A 21591-nucleotide genomic window follows, 5' to 3' on the forward strand; every position below is an offset into this window, starting at 1 on the left:
TAAGTGCGTTATTTTGAACGTCTGATAATTTAACTAGAAAAGTGAGACTTTGGTCATGAAAAGAACATTTCAACCGAGCAACTTAAAGCGCAAGCGTTCTCACGGTTTTCGTGCTCGTATGGCGACTAAAAATGGTCGTAAAGTACTAGCAGCTCGCCGTGCTAAAGGTCGCGCTCGCCTTTCTGCTTAAGAGTACTACCCTAAAGTGGGTGAAAATAATTTCTCCAGGGAGTTACGTCTGTTAACTCCCTCCCACTTTACTCATGTGTTTAATGACGCAACCCCTGCTGTATCTCCCGCTTTTACATTACTTGCCAGACATAATCAGTTAGCACATCCACGTGTTGGAATTACTATTGCCAAAAAACGTGTGCGTAAAGCGCATGACCGAAATCGGCTGAAAAGATTAATCAGAGAAAGTTTCCGGCATCAACGCCACAAACTTCCTGCAGTTGATATTGTCGTTGTCGGAAAATCTGGCGCTGATAAGTTAACCAATGAAGAAATTGTTTCAATGTTGGACAAGCAATGGAAAAAACTGGCAAAGCGCTGCGCAAAATAACCATCGCCCTTCCCTTGCTACTGGTAAAATTCTATCAGTGGTTTATTTCACCCATGCTCGGGCAACGCTGCAGGTTCCATCCAACCTGCTCATATTATGCAATTGAAGCATTAAATTCGCACGGATTGCTAATTGGCGGTTGGTTATCGATTAAACGCATATTAAAATGCCACCCTTTCAATCCGGGCGGAGTAGATCCCGTGCCGGAATCACGGAATAATAAACACTCAGAATAAAGAGACCTATATGGAATCGCAACGTAGTTTTCTGCTAATCGGCCTTGCCCTCGTAAGCTTCTTGCTTTGGGATCAATGGCAAAAAGATTATGGACCCCAACCCGTTCAGCCCGCCGCGACTGAACAAGCCAGCGTAGAAGCCGGTAATGAGGGTGTACCTTCATCCGTGCCAATGAGCGACGATATTCCCGCCTCTTCCAACGAAGATGTACCGGGTGTGACACCAGAAGCAAAGCCGAACGCAGCTCGCATGATTCACGTTCTGACCGACACACTGGATTTACAAATTGATCTGGTCGGTGGCGATGTTATCAAAGCGAACCTGGTAAAATTTCCGCTAACGCAGGAATCAACCGAAACTTATAGTCTGCTACGCCCTGCAGACGGTCTCTATGTTGCGCAAAGCGGGCTAGTTGGTCGTGATGGTCCTGACGCTAACCGTTCTGGACGTCCTCGCTACGATGCAGAACAACAAGAGTTTGTCATGCAAGGTGATACGTTATCTGTACCATTAACTTGGCAAAATGCAGATGGCGTTGCGGTAACGAAAACTTACAACTTCACTAAAGGCAGCCACGACATTGCCTTAACCTACACTATTGCGAACAATTCATCGCAAACGACCACTTTCCAACAGTACGCGCAATTAAAGCAAACCACGCAAGTGCCTGACGGTGGCAATATGTTTATGCCGACATACCGCGGTGCAGCGTATGGTACTGATGAAGACCGTTACGAAAAATATCCGTTTGATGATATCGAAGACAAAAACCTGAAAGTCTCTACGGCTGGCGGTTGGGTCAGTATGCTTGAGCACTACTTTGTTGCTGCATGGGTACCGCCTCAGTCACAAACGAATAATCTGTATTCCAAACTGGTTCAAAATCAGTACGCCATCATAGGTTTTACCGGCACACCGGTTAACGTTAATGCGGGTGACACTGTGACCGTTGGTTCCGAACTGTATTTAGGACCAAAAGATCAAGATACCCTGGAAAGTCTGGCTAACGGTTTGGATCTGACAGTGGACTACGGCATTCTGTGGTGGCTGTCTAAACCACTTTTCGCCCTGCTGCAATTCCTGCACAGCTTGGTTGGTAACTGGGGTGTAGCAATCATTCTGATCACCGTTGTGGTGAAAGGTGCAATGTACCCGCTGACTAAGAAGCAGTACGAATCTATGGCGCGCATGCGTAATCTTGCACCTAAAATGCAGCAGCTGAAAGACCGCTTCGGTGACGATCGCCAGAAGATGTCTCAGGCAATGATGGAACTGTACCGCAAAGAGAAAGTAAACCCGATGGGCGGCTGTCTGCCAATTATCCTGCAGATGCCTATCTTCCTGGCACTGTACTGGGTACTACTGGAAAGTGTGGAACTGCGCCACGCAGATTTCTTCTTGTGGATCACTGACCTGTCTGTGAAAGACCCGTACTTTGTACTGCCAGTACTCACCGGTGCCAGCATGTGGTTACTGCAAAAACTGCAACCAACCACGGTGACCGACCCAATGCAGCAGAAGATCATGCAATTCATGCCAGTGGCAATGAGTGTATTCTTCTTATGGTTCCCAGCTGGTCTGGTGCTGTACTGGCTGGTCAGTAACATCATTACTCTTGTCCAGGCGAAATTGATTTACGCCGCCATGGAAAAGAAAGGGCTGAAATCCAAGTAATTCATCTAATCTTAAACAGCCCGCTTCTGCGGGCTGTTTCATATATAAAGAGGTCAAACATGCCATCTTTCGATATCGTATCCGAAATCAACATTGAAGAAGTCCGTAATGCCACGGAAAACACTACCCGTGAACTTGCTACCCGTTTCGATTTTCGTGGCGTAGAAGCCAGCATCGAATTTAAAGAAAAAACGGTTGTGATGAAGGCAGAGGGTGAATTTCAGCTGCAACAGCTAGAGTCAATGTTCCGTAACGCCTGTTCTAAGCGCAATCTGGATACCAGCATCCTCGACGTCAAAGATTACGACCAGCGCGGAAAAACCTGTACCCAAGTCATCGCGTTTAAAGAAGGTATAGAACAGGCTACCGCAAAGAAAATTGTAAAACTCATCAAAGATGCCAAGATCAAAGTACAAACGGCTATCCAGGGCGACCAGCTTCGTGTTACCGGGAAGAAGCGCGACGACTTACAACAGGTAATCTCGCTGGTTCGTGGCGCTGACTTAGGCCAGCCATTTCAGTTCAAGAACATGAAAGACTAATAATGAATTCACTCACCACCTCTCAGGATACTATCGTAGCTCAAGCCACCGCGCCCGGTCGTGGCGGCGTGGGCATTGTACGGGTATCCGGCCCGGCCGCCCTTGATGTAGCTAAAGCGCTGGTTCCTTCTCCGCTTAAGCCTCGTGTAGCCAGCTATACCCCTTTTGTGGGGCAAGATGACACGGTTATCGATCAAGGTATCGCGCTGTTCTTTAAGGGGCCTAATTCGTTTACTGGCGAAGATGTACTGGAAATCCAAGGACATGGCGGTCAGGTGGTGATGGATATGCTCATTGATGCGGTACTCAATGCGGCCAATGTGCGCCTGGCAAGACCGGGAGAATTCAGTGAACAGGCATTCTTAAACGACAAACTCGATCTGGCGCAAGCAGAAGCCATCGCCGATCTCATTGATGCCAGCTCTAAACAGGCAGCAAAAAGTGCGCTGCGTTCACTTCAGGGTGAATTTTCACAAACCATCACTCAGTTATCAGAAGAGATCATCCACTTAAGAATGTATGTGGAAGCCGCCATTGATTTTCCTGATGAAGAAATCGATTTTCTGTCTGACGGAAAGGTAGCCGGCGATCTTCGTCAAATTATCGAGTCATTGTATCAGGTGCAGCAAAAAGCTAAGCAAGGTTCCCTACTGAGAGAGGGCATGCAAGTAGTCATTGCAGGTCGACCTAACGCCGGTAAATCCAGTTTGCTAAATGCATTGGCAGGACGCGACAGTGCAATTGTTACCGATATTGCCGGCACCACAAGAGATGTGCTCAAAGAGCATATAGATATTAACGGTATGCCGGTGCATATTATTGATACCGCGGGCTTACGTGAAAGTCCGGACAAAGTAGAACAAATTGGTATCGAACGGGCTTGGAAAGCCATTGACGAGGCCGATCGAGTTCTTTTCGTAGTCGACAGTACTGACACGGCTGTTATTGATCCTTACGAAATCTGGCCAGAATTTATGGCTCGTCTGCCTGAAAACATTCCAACCACCGTTATTCGGAATAAAGCAGATTTGTCGTCAGAAACGGTAGGTATCCAACAGTTAAACACGCAGCATGGAGAAGTGAGTGTCATTGGTTTATCAGCAAACACCGGTGATGGCGTAGACTTACTCCGGCAACACCTTGCAGACACCATGGGTCTGGACACCACCACCGAAGGCCAATTTATTGCACGACGTCGGCACCTTGATGCCCTCGCCAAAGCAGCCGAACACGTAGACAATGGTGAGCAACAATTACTCTCAAACCTAGCAGGGGAACTCCTCGCAGAAGAATTGCGATTAGCCCACCAAGCGCTCACTGAAATTACCGGCGAATTCACCTCCGACGATCTGCTAGGTCGGATTTTCTCTTCTTTTTGTATTGGTAAATAACGCATGTCTCAGCATTTATCTATTGTGGTCGGTTCCGTTCTCGGTGCCTCAGAATATGTCGCAGAAGCCCTTGAGCAAGTTGCACAGAAAGCGGGTTTCACAACCACACTGCAATTTGAGCCAGACCTCTCAGGGCTAAAATGTGAAGGCAAATGGCTCATCTGTACGTCTACACATGGTGCGGGCGAATTACCTGAAAATATTCAAGCTTTTGCCAAATCACTGGAAGAGGCCGATCTTTCGGGGGTGCACGCCTACATCGTAGGACTAGGCGATAGCAGCTATGACACCTATTGTTTTGGCGCCATCGAAATGGAGAAGCGCTTAAAAGCTGCTGGCGCGAAAATCATCGCTGAACCACTGCACATTGATGTGCTCAATCATCCCATTCCAGAAGATGTCGCGATAAAATGGTTTGAACAGCAATTGAACTCCTGAACAACGCATGTTTACTGAAGCCGAATTTCACGCGCTTACTGCCTCGTTGTCAAATGACAGCCGGGTACTCTACTGTCTCGGTTTACGACCCACCGTTGATGTGCCTTCTGCATTGTCGGAACCTGTAAATTATAAATATCTGATCAACTTAGTTAACGGCAACAACACTGAAGACGGTGACTATTCTCGCGGCCAACAAATCAATGCCCTACTCGGGGAACTCGAACAGGCTGGCCTGATTGCCCTTCAGGATGACAACACGCTGGAAACGTCGTTAAGCGGACAACGTCTTTTACTGCCATTATGTAATGGTAACCAAGACAACTTTACGCACCTGCATCGTCAATACACCGCGATCCACGGACGCTGGCGACCCGATCCCGCTCTCTTTGAAGAAATGGCCAATCTCATCGGACTCATCGATCGCAAGTTTGATGACGAAGATATCGGCGAGTTTGTCTCGTATTGGTTAGGCCGTCCAGATGCGGTTTTCAGCCATTTTCAATGGACCCAGAAATTCGCCTATGCAGTAAAACGTAAGCGATTAGCTGTAGGCCATACCACAACGCGAAAGGTGGGTACACAGACCGTTCCAGTTGCAGCCGGTATTGAAGCCGACGATAATGCCAGAAAGCTGGTGGAAAAATACGCATCACAGAAAAAGAGCTGATCCAATGCAATCATTAAAAGACAAACTGAATTCCCTTGCCCGCGCCATGGGTAAACCAGAGGTGCAGGATGGCTATCAGGATTACGAAACGCTGCGAAAAGAGTACGAACGCAAAGCTAACGATGAAATTCGACAGTTGCAACAAGACAGCAAGATTAAACGTATCCGCGACTTACACGGGCGTTCTGATCTGAATCCGAGATGGACCTTTGCTAACCTGGTAGAAGACAGTGACGATGTGATAGAAGCCGTTAGCATCGCCCACTCCTTTATTGCCGCTCACAGCGATAGAGAATGGCGTCAGGCAGGATCACACATGATGCTGTTCTACGGTGACTATGGCCGCGGTAAATCACACATTGCTGGTGCCATTGCCCATGAACTCATTGAGCAATACGAGATCACCGTGTTGTACCGACAGCTATCTACACTCATGGAAATGCGTCATTTTTCTTTTGATTTTGGCTCCCAGGACAACATCGGACAGCGTTTCCGTGAAGCCCATCAAGAGCTTCTAGAGGTCGATCTGCTGATCTTAGATGAAGTGTGCGTGAATGAAACCATGCTAAAGAAAAATCAACAGAGCTGGCTAGGAAACTTACTTAGACAACGTTTGGTGAATAAGAAGAACTGTATTTTGATCACCAATCACAATCTCACAGAGCTCGAACTGGCGTTAGGCAAGTACTGCTTTGAATCAATAAAAGAATACGACACCTATAAAGTACGCTTTTCAGGGCCTAGTCGTCGTGACGGATTGGTTAATGATGAGAACCCGGCAGACAATCCCCAGCCGCGTTATCAACCTAATCAGGTACGCTAAATAACAAAATTTCCGTGAAAAAAATCAAAGCCGGTGTCCATCACACCGGCTTTTTTTCGTTTGGCCACAAATAATGTATTTATCAACATAAACGTTTTTGGATCGAAAAAAGCGATCATGTGGAAAAGATCTAATCACAGGAAGATCACCCGATCAGCCCCCGAAAACACTACGATCATACGATCATAAAGTGATCGTTCTCGACAACTTATCCCCAACACGATCACATCTTGATCACCCTTGTGGATAGGATCCCCTAAACCTTTGTGCATAAGCTCTGATCGTAAAATGCATAAGTTTTCAGCCACTTCCCGCTGTGGATAATATACCCGGTTATACACATGATCACAGAGTACTTATGATCCCCTCTGTACCACGGTTATTAATTCTGTAAGATCATGATCTCATGATCAAAAAGTGACTTACTAACAGATCTTCGCGATCCTAATAAATATAAAAATAAAGATCTTAAAAGAGATCTTATTTTCTTTAAGCCACCAGGCAGACCCAAACTAAAAACAGATTGCAGAAAATTTAACCATTTTCATTAGCCAATAAGTCAGCTAAAATACGCGCCCTTTTTCTGACAGACTAACCAATGTTAGAACAAACCAGATTAATTACATTCCCCGTGTTATGTGAGGTTCAACATGTTTTATCAAGACGCATTTGATGTCATTGTGGTTGGCGGTGGGCATGCCGGAACAGAGGCTGCTCTGGCATCTGCTCGCATGGGCGCAAAAACATTGCTGCTAACCCATAACATGGAAACGATTGGCCAGATGTCTTGTAATCCCGCCATTGGTGGGATCGGAAAAGGCCACCTGGTGAAAGAAATTGATGCCCTCGGTGGTGCCATGGCATTGGCTATCGATCACGGTGGAATCCAATTTAGAACACTGAATTCAAGTAAAGGCCCTGCTGTACGTGCAACCCGCGCGCAAGCTGACCGTAGTCTGTATCGCCAAGCTATTCGTCAAATTGTAGAGAATCAGCCTAATCTGTCTGTATTCCAGCAATCCTGTGATGATTTGATCGTAGAAAATGATCGTGTCGCGGGTGTTGTCACGCAAATGGGCCTGAAATTCAAAGCCCAAAGTGTGGTACTCACGGTTGGCACATTCTTAGGCGGTACCATTCACATCGGCCTTGAAAACTACCGTGGAGGCCGTGCTGGTGATCCTCCGTCCATCGCGTTAGCCGAACGTTTGCGAGATCTCCCTTTCCGTGTTGATCGCTTGAAAACCGGTACGCCTGCGCGTCTCGATGCGCGCACACTGGATTTCAACGTGATGCAAGCCCAGCCGGGTGACACACCAACGCCGGTATTTTCTTTCATGGGCAACCGTGAAATGCATCCTGAACAGATCAGCTGCTACATCACGCATACCAATGAGAAAACCCACGATATTATTCGTGGCGGTTTGGATCGCTCGCCCATGTTCACCGGTGTCATTGAAGGTGTTGGTCCGCGTTACTGTCCGAGTATCGAAGATAAGATCACCCGCTTTGCTGACAAGAATTCACACCAGATCTTCGTTGAGCCTGAAGGTTTGAACAGCATCGAAGTGTATCCAAACGGCATTTCAACCAGTCTGCCTTTCGATGTACAGCAGGCGCTCATCCACTCAATTCGTGGTTTTGAGAACGCGCATATTATCCGTCCGGGCTACGCTATCGAATATGATTTCTTTGATCCGCGGGATCTGAAGCAAACGTTGGAAACCAAATTCATCGGTGGTCTGTTCTTTGCCGGTCAGATTAACGGTACAACCGGTTATGAAGAGGCTGGTGCGCAGGGTCTGATGGCGGGCGCGAACGCGGCGCTGCAGGTACAGCAGAAAGATCCTATGATTTTACGTCGCGATCAGGCTTACATGGGTGTGCTAGTTGATGATTTGGCCACCATGGGCACCAAAGAACCGTATCGTATGTTCACAAGCCGTGCTGAATACCGCCTGTTGCTGCGAGAAGATAACGCTGATTATCGTTTAACGGCATTAGGCCGTGAGGTTGGTCTGGTTGATGACGCCCGTTGGCAGTCGTTTAACACCAAAATGGAAGTCGTTGAACAAGAACTTCAGCGCCTGCGCGGCCAGTGGGTTCATCCTGATCACGCTGCGGTTGAAGCACTTAACCCGTTACTGAAAAATCCGGTAAGCCGAGAGCATTCTTACGAAGAACTGATCCGCCGTCCTGAAATGACTTACAACGCATTGATGGCCATCGAAGGGATCGGGCCGGGTATCGACAATCCTATCGCTGCAGAACAGGTGGAAATTCAAATCAAGTATGCCGGTTACATTGCCCGTCAACTTGACGAAATTGCAAAAACTCAGCGTCACGAAAATACCTTGCTGCCAATGGACTTCGATTACAGTAAAATATCCGGTCTTTCTAACGAAGTGGTTGCTAAGCTAACTGAAGCTCGTCCAGAGACCATTGGTAAAGCATCACGTATCTCGGGTATTACCCCTGCCGCAATCTCGCTTCTACTGGTATATCTCAAGAAGCACGGCATGTTACGTAAACAGGAATTAAAAACCGCGTGAGCAGAATCGACACCGCAAAACTCAACGATATTTTAATGCAGGGCAGCGATGCGCTGTCTCTGGCTGTGTCAGCACAGCAAGCTGAGAAGCTGATTGGGTATGTGGAACGTATTGATAAGTGGAACAAAGCGTATAACCTGACATCGGTTCGTGAACCTGAGCAGATGATGGTAAAACACATTCTCGATTCAATCGCCGTTGCGCCGTTCATCGAAGGTAAACGCATCATCGATGTGGGAACCGGGCCAGGTTTGCCTGGCATACCATTGTCAGTGATGTTGCCAGAATCTTCGTTCACGTTGTTAGATAGTTTGGGCAAACGCGTGCGTTTTATGAAACAATGCGCTTTCGAACTCGATTTGAAAAATGTCACCCCCGTCCATAGTCGTGTGGAAGACCATAAGCCTGATCACCCATACGATATCGTATTAAGCCGCGCATTTGCGTCCCTGAAAGATATGTTGCACTGGTGCGAGCATCTGGTAGATTCATCAGGAGTCTTTGTTGCTCTTAAAGGTCAGTTTCCTCAGAGCGAAATAGATGAAGTAAGTGATCACTTCCGAATCGAGTCCGTAAAGGCGTTATCTGTCCCGGATCTTGAGGGCGAGCGTCATTTAGTCAATATTCGAAAAGTCTAACGGGTGCACAGTGGCGAAGGTAATCGCAATAGCGAATCAGAAAGGTGGTGTGGGTAAAACCACAACGGCAGTGAACGTGGCGGCATCAATGGCTGCAACGAAACGTAAAGTGCTGCTGATTGATTTGGATCCTCAGGGTAACGCCACCATGGCGAGTGGTGTCGACAAATACGAAGCCGATGCGACCAGTTTTGAATTGCTGATCGAAGAAAAACCGGTGGATGACGTTATCATCAAGAATACCACTGCCAAATACGACCTCATTGCCGCAAATGGCGATGTGACCGCAGCAGAAATCAAACTGATGGAAATGTTTGCTCGCGAAGTCCGTTTGCGTAATGCGCTACAACCGGTGAAGGATTATTACGATTTTATTTTTATCGACTGCCCGCCATCACTGAACCAACTCACCGTTAACGCGTTGGCCGCGGCCGATTCTGTGCTTGTCCCGATGCAGTGTGAATATTACGCCCTGGAAGGGTTAACCGCACTGATGGATACCATTCAGAAACTGGCATCTGTGGTAAACCCGGAACTGAAAATTGAAGGTGTGTTACGTACCATGTACGATCCACGTAACCGTTTGGCCAATGATGTTTCAGAACAGCTAAAACGTCATTTTGGTGAACAGGTTTATCGTACTGTCATCCCCCGTAACGTCCGTTTGGCTGAAGCACCGAGTTTCAGCATGCCGGCCATGTATTACGACAAATCGTCTGCCGGTGCTAAAGCGTATCTTGCGCTGGCCGGAGAAATACTGCGTCGACGCGAAAAGACATTGCAGCCCGCAAAAGCCAGTTAATCTGGTAAACTAACAAAAATTACTACACTGTCAGTTTAAATCGCTTGAGTCATTGAGGAAAAACATGTCTGCAAAGAAAAGAGGACTCGGACGTGGCCTGGACGCGCTACTTGCCACCAGTCAGACATCCGCTGCCCGCCGTGAACAGGAATCGGAAACGGTTGCTTCAGCCCAAAGCGAGCTGAAGAAACTGCCTGTTGAGTTTTTAAAACCTGGCAAATATCAGCCGCGTAAAGACATGTCTCCAGAGGCACTCGAAGAATTGGCCTCTTCCATTCGCTCTCAAGGTGTAATTCAGCCAATCGTGGTGCGCAACGTTGGCGAAGACGAGTATGAAATTATTGCCGGTGAGCGCCGCTGGCGTGCATCGCAACTGGCGCAGCTCGATGTTGTACCCTGTTTAATCAAGAACGTTCCCGATGAAGCGGCGGTGGCTATTGCACTTATCGAGAACATCCAGCGTGAAGACTTAAACGCGATGGAAGAAGCGCAGGCACTGGAACGCCTGATGAACGAGTTCGAGCTGACGCATGCACAAACGGCCGAAGCGGTAGGTAAATCCCGCGCGACTGTCACGAATTTGTTACGCCTGAATAATCTTAATGACGATGTAAAACTGCTGCTTGAACATGGTGACATTGAAATGGGCCATGCCCGCGCCCTGCTTGGACTTGAAGGTGAGCAGCAAACCGAGGTGGCGCAGGTGGTTTCGGGTAAGGGCCTGACGGTGAGAGATACCGAAAAGCTCGTTCGTAAATGTTTGGAGCCAGCAAAGCCAAAACCTGAGAAAACCGTCGACCCTGACGTGGCCAGTTTAATGAATCGTCTTTCTGAGAATCTTGGTGCTGCGGTATCCATCGATCATAACGCCAAGGGGAAAGGGAAAATTACCATTAATTTTAATGATTTAGAACAACTGGACGGCATCCTTTCCAAGATACACTAATCCTCTCTACGACCATAGTTGCAGATCGCTTTACTGTGGTCGTTATTCCTGTACTTTTCGCGTACAATGCGTGGCGACCTGATATTCGACACGAAAATTTTCAGAATAACTTTCAAAACGCGATGTTTAGTTGAAAATTATCGTTAAAACAGTATACTTCTGACGCTTTTTATTTGGGCTGAGAAATAAGCGGAATAATGGCCAGAGAAGAATTGGCTGCGGCCGGAAAGCGGCTTGCGAGAAAAGCCCTCTACATGCAAGCGATTGTCATGTGTATTTTAGTCGCCATCAGTGGTGCAGGAATGTCATTCAATGCTGCGAAATCAGCAGCGATTGGCGCGCTCATCAGCATCCTGCCCAATCTTGTGTTTGCGACATTCGCGTTTAAATACGCCGGCGCCAGTAAGAATCAACTGGTTGTCAAAAGCTTCAGTCAGGGCGCGAAACTGCGCATGGCAATAGCAATAATTTTATTCGTAGTGGCCTTTAAGCTGTTGCACGCAATACCGGAGGTGGTATTTGCCAGCTTCGCCATTACGACGGTTAGCTACTGGCTGACCATGTTTCGTCAACAACAATAATAAATAATAACGAAGTTGACCGGTACCTTGGTAGCACGACTACTGTGGTACAGACGAAACGCTGAAAAGTTTTTACACTTTAATTTTTTTTAGGTTGAAACATGGCATCTGAGATTACAACACAAGAGTATATTCTCCACCATTTGACCAATGCCACCATGTGCGTCACTGACGACGGGGTGAAATTTAGTCACGGTGAAGAACTTCATAACGTTGCAGAAGTATGTGCGGAAGCAGGCTTCTGGGTTTGGAACATCGATACGATGGGCTGGTCTATCGGTCTGGGTATTCTGTTCCTATGGTTGTTCCGTCGCGTTGCAAAGTCAGCAACATCTGGCGTACCGGGCAAAACACAGGCGTTTATCGAGCTGGTTGTTGAGTTCGTAAACGACAACGTACGTGATACTTTCCACGGTAAAAATAATCTCATTGCGCCACTGTCATTAACCATCTTCGTCTGGGTTTTCCTGATGAACCTGATGGACTTGATTCCAGTAGACTTCCTGCCTACCGCAGCGGGTCAAATTGCTAACGCTGCAACCGGTGTCGATCCACACCATGTGTACATGAAAGTGGTACCTACCACCGACCTGAACATGACGTTGGCACTGGCATTAGGCGTCTTTTTCCTGATTCTTTTCTATTCCATCAAAGTCAAAGGCATTGGTGGCTTCATGAAAGAGCTGACGTTCCAGCCTTTCAATCACTGGGCTTTCATTCCGGTTAACTTTGTACTGGAATCCGTTACCCTGCTGGCTCGCCCGTTCTCACTGGCGCTGCGACTGTTCGGTAACCTGTATGCCGGTGAACTTATCTTCATTCTTATTGCGACCCTGGGTGTCTGGCAGCTGCCTCTGCACTTCCCGTGGGCGGTATTCCATATTCTGGTAATCGTGCTCCAGGCCTTCATCTTTATGATGCTGACCATTGTATATCTGAGCCTGGCTCACGAAGACCATTAATGTAGTCCGGAGAGCCTGCATAACCCTGGAAAATGCAGGCAATTCAAACTGTTTTACTTTTTACACTTTAATTTTAAATTTAACTTAAATCGGAGACGTACATGTTATACATCGCTGTTGCACTACTGATTGGTCTGGGTGCCCTGGGTACCGCTATTGGTTTCGGTCTGCTGGGTGGTAAATTCCTTGAATCTGCTGCTCGCCAACCAGAACTGGCTCCTCAACTGCAAGTTAAGATGTTTATCGTAGCGGGTCTTATCGACGCGATCGCAATGATCGGTGTTGGTATCGCGCTATACCTTCTGTTCGCTGTTGGTGCTTAATTTTTTAAACCCATTTTTTAGCGAACATATGAGGAGGAGCGGTCGTGAACATTAACGCCACTCTAATTGGTCAATTAATCGCATTCATCGTATTCGTGTGGTTCTGCATGAAGTACGTATGGCCACCATTGCTGGGTGCGATTGAAGAACGTCAGAAGAAGATTGCCGATGGCCTTGAAGCTTCTGAACGTGCTGAAAAAGACCTGGAACTGGCTCAGGAAAAAGCTACTGAGCAGTTGAAAGATGCGAAAGCGCAAGCAGCTGAAATTGTCGAGCAAGCCAAAAAGCGTGCTAGTCAACTTGAAGAAAGTGAAAAGCAAAAAGCTTACTCAGAGCGTGAGAAAATCATCGCTTCTGGTTATGCCGAAATTGAAGCTGAACGCAATCGTGCCAAGGAAGAATTACGCGCCCAGGTAGCAGCCTTAGCTGTTGCTGGTGCACAACAAATTCTTCAACGTGAAATCGACGCAAACGCACAAAACGACATTGTTGAAAAACTTGTCGCTGAGCTATAAGAGGGAGATGAGCCATGTCTGAATTGACAACCGTTGCTCGTCCCTACGCTAAAGCTGCTTTCGATTTTGCTGTCGAGCAAAACGCCGTTGCCAAATGGCAAGACATGTTGGTATTTGCCGGCGAAGTTGCAAACAACGACGACATGCATCAGTTAATGACTGGTGCTGTTGCCGCAGAGCAACTCGCTGAAATATTCATCCATGTGTGTGGTGAACAGCTCGACGAACATGGTCAGAACTTCATTAGGGTTCTGGCTGAGAATAAACGTTTAGTTGCACTGCCAGCCATTTCGGAGCTATTTAATGCTTTGAAAGCGGATTACGACAAAGAAATCGAAGTTGTATTAACTTCTGCTTCTGCACTGTCTGATTCGCAAACTGCTGAAATCAGCGCATCGTTAGAAAAACGTTTGGCACGTAAAGTGAAGCTTAATTGTAACGTGGACCCTGCCCTGGTCGCAGGCTTTGTAGTCAAAGCCGGTGATACAGTTATTGATGGTTCCGTGAAGTCGAAATTGAACCGTCTCGCAGACGCGTTGCAAGCATAACGGGGATAAGAGTATGCAACTTAATTCCACTGAAATTGCAGAACTGATCAAAAAGCGAATTGAACAGTTTAATGTAACCAGTGAAGCTCGCACCGAAGGGACTATCGTCGCAGTAACTGACGGTATTATCCGCATTCACGGCTTAGCCGATGTAATGCAAGGTGAAATGATCGAACTTCCTGGCAGTCGCTACGCTATTGCACTGAACCTTGAACGAGATTCAGTTGGTGCAGTAGTTATGGGTCCGTATGCGGACCTGCAAGAAGGCACAAAAGTACAATCTACCGGCCGTATCCTTGAAGTACCTGTAGGCCCTGGCCTGCTGGGTCGTGTTGTAAACACCCTGGGTGAGCCAATCGACGGTAAAGGCGCTGTTGAAGCTGCCGGCTTCGAACCAGTAGAAAAAATCGCACCAGGCGTAATCGACCGTCAATCAGTTGATGAACCTGTACAGACTGGCTACAAGTCAGTTGACGCGATGATTCCTGTTGGTCGTGGACAGCGTGAGCTGATCATCGGTGACCGTCAGTGTGGTAAAACAGCCATGGCTGTTGATGCCATCATCAAACAGAAAGATTCAGGCATTAAATGTGTTTACGTAGCAGTTGGCCAGAAGGCTTCTACTATTGCTAACGTAGTACGCAAACTGGAAGAACACGGCGCGCTGGCTCACACCATCGTTGTTGCGGCTTCTGCCTCTGAATCTGCTGCCCTGCAGTACCTGGCACCTTACTCTGGTTGTACCATGGGTGAGTACTTCCGTGACCGCGGTGAAGATGCACTGATCGTATATGATGACCTGTCTAAGCAAGCTGTTGCTTACCGTCAGATCTCTCTGCTTCTGAAGCGTCCTCCTGGTCGTGAAGCATACCCTGGTGACGTTTTCTACCTCCACAGCCGTCTGCTGGAGCGTGCTGCTCGTGTAAACGACAAGTACGTAGAGCGTTTCACTAACGGTGAAGTTAAAGGTCAAACGGGTTCACTGACGGCTCTGCCTATCATTGAAACTCAGGCCGGTGACGTTTCAGCGTTCGTACCTACTAACGTTATCTCTATCACCGATGGTCAGATCTTCTTAGAAACTGACCTGTTTAACGCAGGTATTCGTCCTGCTGTTAACGCCGGTATCTCTGTATCACGTGTTGGTGGTGCTGCTCAAACCAAGATCATTAAGAAATTGGGTGGTGGTATCCGTCTTGCGCTTGCACAGTATCGTGAATTGGCTGCGTTCTCTCAGTTCGCATCTGACCTTGACGAAGCAACGCGTGCACAGCTTGAACACGGTGAGCGCGTTACCGAACTGATGAAGCAGAAGCAATATGCTCCTCTGTCAATCGCTGATATGGGTGTGTCTCTGTATGCCGTTGAGAAAGGCTTCTTAAAAGATGTAGCGCTGGACAAAATCCTTGATTTTGAATCTGCACTGCACGCTTACATGAACAGCGAACACGCTGAGCTGATGAAGACTATCAATGCAACCGGCAACTACAACGACGATATTGATTCACAGTTGAAAGACGCTTTAACGAAGTTCAAAGCAACTCAAACTTGGTAATCAATGGTGCTGGCTTTCGTGGTCAGCACATTTCGTTGAGTAATCGGAGAGATAATCATGGCCAGCGGTAAAGAGATTAAAGGTAAAATTGGGAGTATCAAAAATACTCAAAAGATTACCAGTGCGATGGAAATGGTTGCTGCGTCGAAGATGAAAAAGGCGCAGGAACGTATGGCCCACGGCCGTCCATACGCGCAAAGCATGCTAAAAGTGATTGGTCACATTGCTAACGGTAACCTTGAGTACCGTCACCCTTACTTAGAAGAGCGTGATGAGAAACGGGTTGGCTTTATCGTGATTTCTACCGACCGCGGTTTATGCGGTGGCTTGAATACTAACGAATTCAAGCTGGTCACCCAGAAAGTGCGTGAATACCACGACAAGGGTGTTGAAGTAGATTTTGCGGCATTAGGCTCGAAGGCTTGTGCATTCTTTAACCGTTTTGGTGGTAAGCTACTTGCCGCAGAAACTGGTTTAGGCGATGCCCCTTCAGTCAGCGATGTAGTTGGTGTGGTTCGTGTAATGTTACGCGCCTACGACGAAGGTTCACTGGATAAGATTTATCTGGTTTACAACGACTTCGTTAACACCATGACGCAGAAGCCTGTGATGAATCAATTATTGCCTTTGCCAAAGTCAGAAGATGAAACACTGAAGCATCGTTGGGATTACATCTACGAGCCGGATCCAAGAGAAATTCTGGAATCCTTAATGGTTCGTTACATTGAATCCCAGGTATATCAGGGTGTTGTGGAAAACGCAGCATCAGAACAAGCAGCGCGAATGGTAGCAATGAAAGCGGCAACAGATAACGCCGGCAACCTTATCGATGATCTGCAACTGGTATACAACAAGGCTCGTCAGGCTGCAATCACACAGGAAATCAGTGAGATTGTATCCGGCGCCGCAGCGGTGTAGGCAAAGGTTTAGAAGAGATAACGAGGACAAATTATGAGTCAAGGTAAGGTCGTCCAAATCATTGGCGCCGTTGTGGACATCGAGTTTCCACAAGATGCGGTACCAAGAGTATATGACGCACTGAAAGTTACCGAAGGTGACTTATCCGGGCTAACCCTGGAAGTGCAACAGCAATTAGGCGGTGGCGTAGTTCGTTCCATCGCTCTGGGTACCACAGACGGTCTGCGTCGTGGCCTGGCAGTAGAAAACACTGAAGCACCTATCATGGTTCCGGTTGGTACATCCACTCTGGGTCGTATCATGGACGTGTTAGGTAATCCAATAGACGAAGCGGGCCCAATCGGTGAAGAAGAGCGTATGTCTATTCACCGCGCAGCGCCAAGCTACGAAGACCAGTCAAGTGCAGTTGAGCTGCTTGAGACAGGCATCAAGGTTATCGACCTGGTATGTCCGTTCGCGAAAGGTGGTAAAGTTGGTCTGTTCGGTGGTGCCGGTGTAGGTAAAACCGTAAACATGATGGAGCTTATCCGTAACATTGCAATCGAGCACAGTGGTTTCTCTGTATTCGCTGGTGTTGGTGAGCGTACTCGTGAGGGTAACGACTTCTATCACGAAATGAACGAATCTAACGTACTGGACAAAGTATCGCTGGTATACGGTCAGATGAACGAGCCACCGGGTAACCGTCTGCGTGTTGCTCTTACTGGTCTGACGATGGCAGAGAAGTTCCGTGACGAAGGTCGTGACGTTCTGTTCTTCGTAGATAACATCTACCGTTATACCCTGGCAGGTACTGAGGTATCAGCACTGTTAGGTCGTATGCCTTCAGCAGTAGGTTATCAGCCTACCCTGGCTGAAGAGATGGGTGTTCTACAGGAACGTATCGCATCAACCAAAACGGGTTCAATCACGTCTATCCAGGCGGTATACGTACCAGCCGATGACTTGACTGACCCGTCACCAGCAACCACCTTTGCTCACTTAGATGCAACGGTAGTACTGTCTCGTGATATCGCGTCTTTAGGTATCTACCCTGCGGTAGACCCACTGGATTCGACTTCACGTCAGCTGGATCCTCTGGTAATCGGTCAGGAACACTACGACACAGCGCGTGGCGTTCAAACCGTACTTCAGCGCTATAAAGAGCTGAAAGATATCATCGCGATCCTGGGTATGGACGAACTGTCTGATGAAGACAAGCTTGTGGTAACACGTGCTCGTAAAATTCAGCGTTTCCTGTCTCAGCCATTCTTCGTAGCAGAAGTATTCACCGGTTCTCCTGGTAAGTACGTTTCTCTGAAAGACACTATCAGTGGCTTTAAAGGCATTCTGGAAGGTGAATACGATCACCTGCCAGAACAGGCTTTCTACATGGTTGGTTCTATCGACGAAGCGTTGGAAAAAGCCAAGAAATAAGAGTGAAGCCGGGCGGGTGGTAACCCCCCTCGCCCGTGCTTGATTCACGTTCCTTACTAAGGAGTTTACAATGGCAGCTATGACCGTTCATCTGGATGTAGTAAGCGCAGAAAAAGAGATTTTCTCTGGTCTGGTTGAAACATTACAGGTAACAGGAAGTGAAGGTGAATTGGGTATCCACCCAGGTCACGCGCCACTTATTACTGCAATTAAACCTGGTATGGTGCGTTTGGTTAAGCAGCACGGCGAAGAAGAGTTGATTTATGTTGCTGGTGGCGTACTTGAAGTACAACCCGGCACTGTGACTGTTCTCGCTGACGCAGCGGTACGTGCAGATGATCTGGACGAACAGGCAGCGGAAGAAGCGAAACGTCGTGCTGAAGAGCACATCGCCAACCCAGGCGCTGATTTCAACTATGCAGAAGCGGCACAGGAGCTGGCAGAAGCCATTGCTCAATTACGCCTGATTCAGAAACTGCGTAAGTAATTATTCAGCTACTTTTAAAAAACCCGGCTTATGCCGGGTTTTTTGTTTTCTGTGGCTTGCCAATACGACGCAAATAGCGTTACTGTATATTTAACCAGCAAGGAATCCCCGGAGAACCGATATGTCAAAATCAGGAAGTTGTCTGTGCGGTGAAGTCGAAGTTCATGCTTCACAGGTTGAAGAAGGCGTCGGCGCCTGTCATTGTTCAATGTGTCGTAAATGGGGCGGAGGACCGTTCTATGGCGCTCACTGTGGTACATCAGTTACATTCAAAGGCGAAGATGCAATAACACGGTTTGCGTCATCTGCGTGGGCTGAGCGCGGATTCTGCCATCGTTGCGGCACGCACCTGTTTTATCAGTACATGGAAACCGGAGAATACTTTGTGCCGGCTGGGATTTTCAGTGATGACTCCCTCACTTTGGCAAGCGAAATCTTTGTTGATGAAAAAGGCAGTTATTATCAGCTCGACGCAAACAGTAAAAAAATGACCGGTGCAGAAGTACTGGCATCGTTCTCTCAGGAAGATAAATCGTGAAAAGTAAGTCGTTGCAATATCTCGAATACCCTACTCGCTCTATCCCTAAAACCAAGGCATTCTTCAGCACTGTATTTGGCTGGGAATTCATAGATTATGGCGACATGTACTGCGCCTTTTCATTGGACAATGTCGATGGTGGCTTCTTTCAAAGTGATGTAATCAGCGATACCGGAAATGGCGCTGCTTTAACGGTTTTCTTTAGCGATGATCTCGAAGCGATTCAAAGCGAAATTACACAAGCTGGCGGCTTTATTAAACAAGAAATCTTTGCGTTTCCGGGTGGTCACCGTTTTCACTTTAGCGAGCCAGGTGGTAGTGAATTTGCCGTTTGGTCAGATTGTTATAAAGAAAAGTAATATACAAATTAAGGGATAGCATTGTGCGAGTGTTGCATTAAGCTGCTGGTCATTTAAACTACGCCAAAAATAATAATAAGTAATACTAACAACGCAGTGGGAAGGACTTTACTGATTGGTTTCGTGAAGGCCCTATGACAACACACTACAACTATCCTTCTTCCTCTGCCTCGTCGTTCTGGCGAATGCCGCTTAGCTACTTTTTCATTTGCTGCGTCATTAACTATTTCACCGGTGCACTGGATTTACAAACAATAAGCGACGCGCGAGGCCAGCGAGATTTTAACGCGGCCATCGGCATGCCGTTGTTAACCAGTTTCTTTTGGATCAGCCTTCGGGTTCAGCAGCAACAAATGGCCAGTGCTATCATGAGCTACTTGCTGGATAAGAACGCGCTGAGCCTATTTGCACAACATCGAGCCAGGCTAGCTTCTAAGTTACGCCAGCAAATTATTACATCCGCTACGCTGGCCGTTTCGGTAACGGTTGTTTATATCATTTCCGAAGAGTTGGTAGCGTTCGATCTTAATGCCCAAGTGCTGGTACTCGATCTCATTGCTGTGCCATTCTGGTTCTTTTTCTGGTTATTCTTATTTCAAATGGTGTCATCGACGCAATATATAACACGACACTTCATTACTAAGACCATCACCACCAGCGGTGAGCTAAAAGCACTTAAACGTATCTCATCTCTTTCAGTGGAAAATACACTCTTTGGCCTTATTGCGCTGGTTATCATTCCTGTATTCTGGTTTAACACGCAAATTCCAGCCATAGACATGTTCATCGTCACCATCTTCTCGTTGTCACTGATTGCCTATTTGTTCATGCCCGCCTACCGAATTGTGGGTTTAATTAGTACGCAAAAGCAGCAGGTTATCGATAAACTCACAGTTGGCTTAGTCGCCATCCATAAAGTAGAGCAGCACAATAAGCTTGAAGCAGAACGTCGTCATACACTGGAAAGGGAAATTGAAGAGGTAGAAAATATCTCAGCGTCGCCTGTTCCTTTCGAGCTGGCTAAGCGACTAATCAGTGTGGTGATGTTGGTACCTGCCTCGTGGATGGCGTTACTGTACCTTGAGCACCTTGTTGGCTGAAACCTTGCTGTTACGGCGATGTGCCTGGGGACTTTGCCAAAACGACTGAAATTTTTGCTGAAGTCGATGTAACGGTGCAGCAGAGCTATCGCATGTGTTAGTCAGGGTGTATGCGACGGCCTCCAGCGTTGAAAGACTTTTATCAAATTTAGTGTGTCTTATTTCGTACTCACTCGGCGGTGCACTATCAAAATGATACTGTGGCAGTGTATGTAACTGCTGCAGTGTTTTCCACATACCAAAAGCCTGCTTCCAGCTCCCATCGAGCAATATGAACAAATCGTGTTCGCGCACCGGCTTTGTCTCTAGGGATTCAATCGCTACACTGCCTTCAGACGGATAAATAACTGCAGGTGATTGATACTGTTGCAGATAATCGGTAACTTTTTGATTTGATTGCTCGGTGCCGGAGACAATAATTTTAGTATCAGGTAGTGTAAGACACACTAATCGTGCGGTATTCTTTGCGTGAATTGCTTCTTTCTTATGCTGAATGATGAGAAAATGAACATCTGAGTGAAGCGTTTCTACTGCTTGGCAAACACAGGTTTTACTAGGATAGCCACAGTCTGAACAATAGGAACGCATGAGTAACTCAGGATTGCCGAAGAAGGGGTTATTATGGCTGAAATTGATAAAACGAGGCAAATTCTCGAAACTGTCATGGTCATTCCTGTAGGGAAAGTAGCGACATACGGACAAATTGCCGATCTTGCGGGTTTGCCCGGTAGAGCCCGGCTAGTCGGCAGTTCGCTAAGAAGTGAGTTCGATGGTGCTGAAGTGCCGTGGCAAAGGGTGCTCAGGGCAGATGGAAAAATTGCGTTTCCCAGCGGTTCCCCCAAAGCCGAAGAACAGCGACAAATATTAATCGCCGAAGGCGTGTGCGTTAAAAATAACCGCGTTTCGCTGGCGGATTACCGATGGCAACCTGATATGGCAACTATACTTAGTGCATTGAAATATTGAATACAAACTTGCAGAGTTAACGTGTCAATGTGTGCCAAAACCAATATT

The 21591-nt window shown here is 47.3% G+C and carries 27 protein-coding genes; 26 read left to right on the forward strand and 1 reads right to left on the reverse strand.

Annotated features, from left to right (window positions below; genetic code table 11):
• Positions 1-55: 55 nt before the first annotated feature.
• The 25 genes from rpmH to ACXAFQ_RS04805 all read left to right on the forward strand — a co-directional run bounded on the left by rpmH (position 56) and on the right by ACXAFQ_RS04805 (position 20577).
• Positions 56-190 carry a 50S ribosomal protein L34 gene (gene rpmH / locus ACXAFQ_RS04685; RefSeq protein ID WP_014290886.1) on the forward strand — a complete coding sequence of 45 codons (135 nt, stop codon included), beginning with the start codon at positions 56-58 and terminating at the stop codon, positions 188-190.
• 15 nt (positions 191-205) lie between these two features.
• The gene (rnpA, locus tag ACXAFQ_RS04690) at positions 206-562 is read left to right on the forward strand and encodes a ribonuclease P protein component (RefSeq protein WP_283645666.1); all 357 of its coding nucleotides are present in this window, start codon (positions 206-208) and stop codon (positions 560-562) included.
• A complete protein-coding gene (gene yidD / locus ACXAFQ_RS04695) occupies positions 550-798 on the forward strand; it encodes a membrane protein insertion efficiency factor YidD (RefSeq protein WP_283645667.1) in 249 nt (82 codons plus the stop codon). The genes rnpA and yidD overlap by 13 nt, the downstream gene beginning before the upstream one ends.
• A 10-nt stretch (positions 799-808) precedes the next feature.
• Entirely contained in the window at positions 809-2473 is a 1665-nt protein-coding gene (gene yidC / locus ACXAFQ_RS04700) for a membrane protein insertase YidC (protein ID WP_474818464.1), read from the forward strand.
• Between the two features lie 59 nt (positions 2474-2532).
• Positions 2533-3015, forward strand: a complete 483-nt coding sequence (locus ACXAFQ_RS04705; RefSeq protein WP_474818467.1) for a YajQ family cyclic di-GMP-binding protein — start codon at positions 2533-2535, stop codon at positions 3013-3015.
• A 2-nt stretch (positions 3016-3017) separates the two neighbouring features.
• Positions 3018-4406, forward strand: a complete 1389-nt coding sequence (gene mnmE, locus ACXAFQ_RS04710) for a tRNA uridine-5-carboxymethylaminomethyl(34) synthesis GTPase MnmE (protein WP_474818468.1) — start codon at positions 3018-3020, stop codon at positions 4404-4406.
• Positions 4407-4409: 3 nt separating this feature from the next.
• Positions 4410-4844 carry a flavodoxin domain-containing protein gene (locus ACXAFQ_RS04715; RefSeq protein ID WP_474818471.1) on the forward strand — a complete coding sequence of 145 codons (435 nt, stop codon included), beginning with the start codon at positions 4410-4412 and terminating at the stop codon, positions 4842-4844.
• A gap of 7 nt (positions 4845-4851) precedes the next feature.
• Positions 4852-5514, forward strand: coding sequence for a DnaT-like ssDNA-binding domain-containing protein (locus ACXAFQ_RS04720; protein ID WP_474818472.1), 663 nt, complete (start codon positions 4852-4854; stop codon positions 5512-5514).
• Positions 5515-5518: 4 nt separating this feature from the next.
• The gene (locus tag ACXAFQ_RS04725; RefSeq protein ID WP_474818475.1) at positions 5519-6337 is read left to right on the forward strand and encodes a DnaA ATPase domain-containing protein; all 819 of its coding nucleotides are present in this window, start codon (positions 5519-5521) and stop codon (positions 6335-6337) included.
• Between the two features lie 650 nt (positions 6338-6987).
• Positions 6988-8889 (forward strand): tRNA uridine-5-carboxymethylaminomethyl(34) synthesis enzyme MnmG, encoded by a 1902-nt coding sequence (gene mnmG / locus ACXAFQ_RS04730; protein WP_474818476.1) that lies wholly within the window; start codon positions 6988-6990, stop codon positions 8887-8889.
• A gap of 35 nt (positions 8890-8924) precedes the next feature.
• Entirely contained in the window at positions 8925-9527 is a 603-nt protein-coding gene (gene rsmG / locus ACXAFQ_RS04735) for a 16S rRNA (guanine(527)-N(7))-methyltransferase RsmG (protein ID WP_474819247.1), read from the forward strand.
• Positions 9528-9537: 10 nt separating this feature from the next.
• Complete coding sequence (locus tag ACXAFQ_RS04740) at positions 9538-10329, forward strand: ParA family protein (protein WP_474818478.1); 792 nt, start codon at positions 9538-9540, stop codon at positions 10327-10329.
• 64 nt (positions 10330-10393) lie between these two features.
• Positions 10394-11275 carry a ParB/RepB/Spo0J family partition protein gene (locus ACXAFQ_RS04745; protein ID WP_474818480.1) on the forward strand — a complete coding sequence of 294 codons (882 nt, stop codon included), beginning with the start codon at positions 10394-10396 and terminating at the stop codon, positions 11273-11275.
• 197 nt (positions 11276-11472) lie between these two features.
• Positions 11473-11856: an ATP synthase subunit I gene (locus tag ACXAFQ_RS04750; protein ID WP_474818483.1), complete on the forward strand. Its 384-nt coding sequence runs from the start codon at positions 11473-11475 to the stop codon at positions 11854-11856.
• Between the two features lie 101 nt (positions 11857-11957).
• A complete protein-coding gene (atpB, locus tag ACXAFQ_RS04755) occupies positions 11958-12818 on the forward strand; it encodes a F0F1 ATP synthase subunit A (protein ID WP_474818485.1) in 861 nt (286 codons plus the stop codon).
• A gap of 101 nt (positions 12819-12919) precedes the next feature.
• Positions 12920-13141 (forward strand): F0F1 ATP synthase subunit C, encoded by a 222-nt coding sequence (gene atpE, locus ACXAFQ_RS04760; RefSeq protein WP_012520222.1) that lies wholly within the window; start codon positions 12920-12922, stop codon positions 13139-13141.
• A 44-nt stretch (positions 13142-13185) separates the two neighbouring features.
• Positions 13186-13656: a F0F1 ATP synthase subunit B gene (atpF, locus tag ACXAFQ_RS04765; RefSeq protein WP_474818486.1), complete on the forward strand. Its 471-nt coding sequence runs from the start codon at positions 13186-13188 to the stop codon at positions 13654-13656.
• 14 nt (positions 13657-13670) lie between these two features.
• Positions 13671-14204, forward strand: a complete 534-nt coding sequence (gene atpH, locus ACXAFQ_RS04770; RefSeq protein ID WP_474818487.1) for a F0F1 ATP synthase subunit delta — start codon at positions 13671-13673, stop codon at positions 14202-14204.
• A gap of 13 nt (positions 14205-14217) precedes the next feature.
• Positions 14218-15759 carry a F0F1 ATP synthase subunit alpha gene (gene atpA / locus ACXAFQ_RS04775; RefSeq protein WP_474818490.1) on the forward strand — a complete coding sequence of 514 codons (1542 nt, stop codon included), beginning with the start codon at positions 14218-14220 and terminating at the stop codon, positions 15757-15759.
• 57 nt (positions 15760-15816) lie between these two features.
• Positions 15817-16677: a F0F1 ATP synthase subunit gamma gene (gene atpG / locus ACXAFQ_RS04780; protein ID WP_474818491.1), complete on the forward strand. Its 861-nt coding sequence runs from the start codon at positions 15817-15819 to the stop codon at positions 16675-16677.
• A gap of 33 nt (positions 16678-16710) precedes the next feature.
• Entirely contained in the window at positions 16711-18093 is a 1383-nt protein-coding gene (atpD, locus tag ACXAFQ_RS04785) for a F0F1 ATP synthase subunit beta (protein ID WP_070124358.1), read from the forward strand.
• Positions 18094-18163: 70 nt separating this feature from the next.
• Entirely contained in the window at positions 18164-18580 is a 417-nt protein-coding gene (locus tag ACXAFQ_RS04790) for a F0F1 ATP synthase subunit epsilon (protein ID WP_070124359.1), read from the forward strand.
• 121 nt (positions 18581-18701) lie between these two features.
• Positions 18702-19118, forward strand: coding sequence for a GFA family protein (locus ACXAFQ_RS04795; protein WP_474818493.1), 417 nt, complete (start codon positions 18702-18704; stop codon positions 19116-19118).
• A complete protein-coding gene (locus tag ACXAFQ_RS04800; RefSeq protein WP_474818495.1) occupies positions 19115-19477 on the forward strand; it encodes a VOC family protein in 363 nt (120 codons plus the stop codon). Before ACXAFQ_RS04795 ends, ACXAFQ_RS04800 begins: the two co-directional genes overlap by 4 nt.
• 134 nt (positions 19478-19611) lie before the next feature.
• On the forward strand, positions 19612-20577 hold the full coding sequence (locus tag ACXAFQ_RS04805; protein WP_474818497.1) for a hypothetical protein: 966 nt from the start codon (positions 19612-19614) through the stop codon (positions 20575-20577).
• Here ACXAFQ_RS04805 and ACXAFQ_RS04810 read toward each other — a convergent pair.
• A complete protein-coding gene (locus tag ACXAFQ_RS04810) occupies positions 20548-21225 on the reverse strand; it encodes a tRNA-uridine aminocarboxypropyltransferase (protein ID WP_474818499.1) in 678 nt (225 codons plus the stop codon). The two genes, ACXAFQ_RS04805 and ACXAFQ_RS04810, sit on opposite strands and share 30 nt — an antisense overlap.
• Here ACXAFQ_RS04810 and ACXAFQ_RS04815 point away from each other — a divergent pair.
• Complete coding sequence (locus ACXAFQ_RS04815; RefSeq protein ID WP_474818502.1) at positions 21199-21543, forward strand: MGMT family protein; 345 nt, start codon at positions 21199-21201, stop codon at positions 21541-21543. The genes ACXAFQ_RS04810 and ACXAFQ_RS04815 overlap by 27 nt on opposite strands.
• The last annotated feature ends 48 nt before the right edge of the window (positions 21544-21591 follow it).

The sequence above is a fragment of the Alteromonas sp. ABH2_165 genome (assembly GCF_056159945.1).

Coding starts and splice junctions, on each gene's coding strand:
- mnmE (WP_474818468.1), top strand. CDS start 3,018: ATGAATTCACTCACCACCTCTCAGGATACTATCGTAGCTCAAGCCACC.
- ACXAFQ_RS04715 (WP_474818471.1), top strand. CDS start 4,410: ATGTCTCAGCATTTATCTATTGTGGTCGGTTCCGTTCTCGGTGCCTCA.
- ACXAFQ_RS04705 (WP_474818467.1), top strand. CDS start 2,533: ATGCCATCTTTCGATATCGTATCCGAAATCAACATTGAAGAAGTCCGT.
- ACXAFQ_RS04720 (WP_474818472.1), top strand. CDS start 4,852: ATGTTTACTGAAGCCGAATTTCACGCGCTTACTGCCTCGTTGTCAAAT.
- ACXAFQ_RS04805 (WP_474818497.1), top strand. CDS start 19,612: ATGACAACACACTACAACTATCCTTCTTCCTCTGCCTCGTCGTTCTGG.
- ACXAFQ_RS04745 (WP_474818480.1), top strand. CDS start 10,394: ATGTCTGCAAAGAAAAGAGGACTCGGACGTGGCCTGGACGCGCTACTT.
- ACXAFQ_RS04815 (WP_474818502.1), top strand. CDS start 21,199: ATGGCTGAAATTGATAAAACGAGGCAAATTCTCGAAACTGTCATGGTC.
- ACXAFQ_RS04750 (WP_474818483.1), top strand. CDS start 11,473: ATGGCCAGAGAAGAATTGGCTGCGGCCGGAAAGCGGCTTGCGAGAAAA.
- atpE (WP_012520222.1), top strand. CDS start 12,920: ATGTTATACATCGCTGTTGCACTACTGATTGGTCTGGGTGCCCTGGGT.
- rsmG (WP_474819247.1), top strand. CDS start 8,925: ATGCAGGGCAGCGATGCGCTGTCTCTGGCTGTGTCAGCACAGCAAGCT.
- atpH (WP_474818487.1), top strand. CDS start 13,671: ATGTCTGAATTGACAACCGTTGCTCGTCCCTACGCTAAAGCTGCTTTC.
- ACXAFQ_RS04790 (WP_070124359.1), top strand. CDS start 18,164: ATGGCAGCTATGACCGTTCATCTGGATGTAGTAAGCGCAGAAAAAGAG.
- yidC (WP_474818464.1), top strand. CDS start 809: ATGGAATCGCAACGTAGTTTTCTGCTAATCGGCCTTGCCCTCGTAAGC.
- ACXAFQ_RS04725 (WP_474818475.1), top strand. CDS start 5,519: ATGCAATCATTAAAAGACAAACTGAATTCCCTTGCCCGCGCCATGGGT.
- atpA (WP_474818490.1), top strand. CDS start 14,218: ATGCAACTTAATTCCACTGAAATTGCAGAACTGATCAAAAAGCGAATT.
- atpG (WP_474818491.1), top strand. CDS start 15,817: ATGGCCAGCGGTAAAGAGATTAAAGGTAAAATTGGGAGTATCAAAAAT.
- mnmG (WP_474818476.1), top strand. CDS start 6,988: ATGTTTTATCAAGACGCATTTGATGTCATTGTGGTTGGCGGTGGGCAT.
- ACXAFQ_RS04795 (WP_474818493.1), top strand. CDS start 18,702: ATGTCAAAATCAGGAAGTTGTCTGTGCGGTGAAGTCGAAGTTCATGCT.
- atpB (WP_474818485.1), top strand. CDS start 11,958: ATGGCATCTGAGATTACAACACAAGAGTATATTCTCCACCATTTGACC.
- rpmH (WP_014290886.1), top strand. CDS start 56: ATGAAAAGAACATTTCAACCGAGCAACTTAAAGCGCAAGCGTTCTCAC.
- atpD (WP_070124358.1), top strand. CDS start 16,711: ATGAGTCAAGGTAAGGTCGTCCAAATCATTGGCGCCGTTGTGGACATC.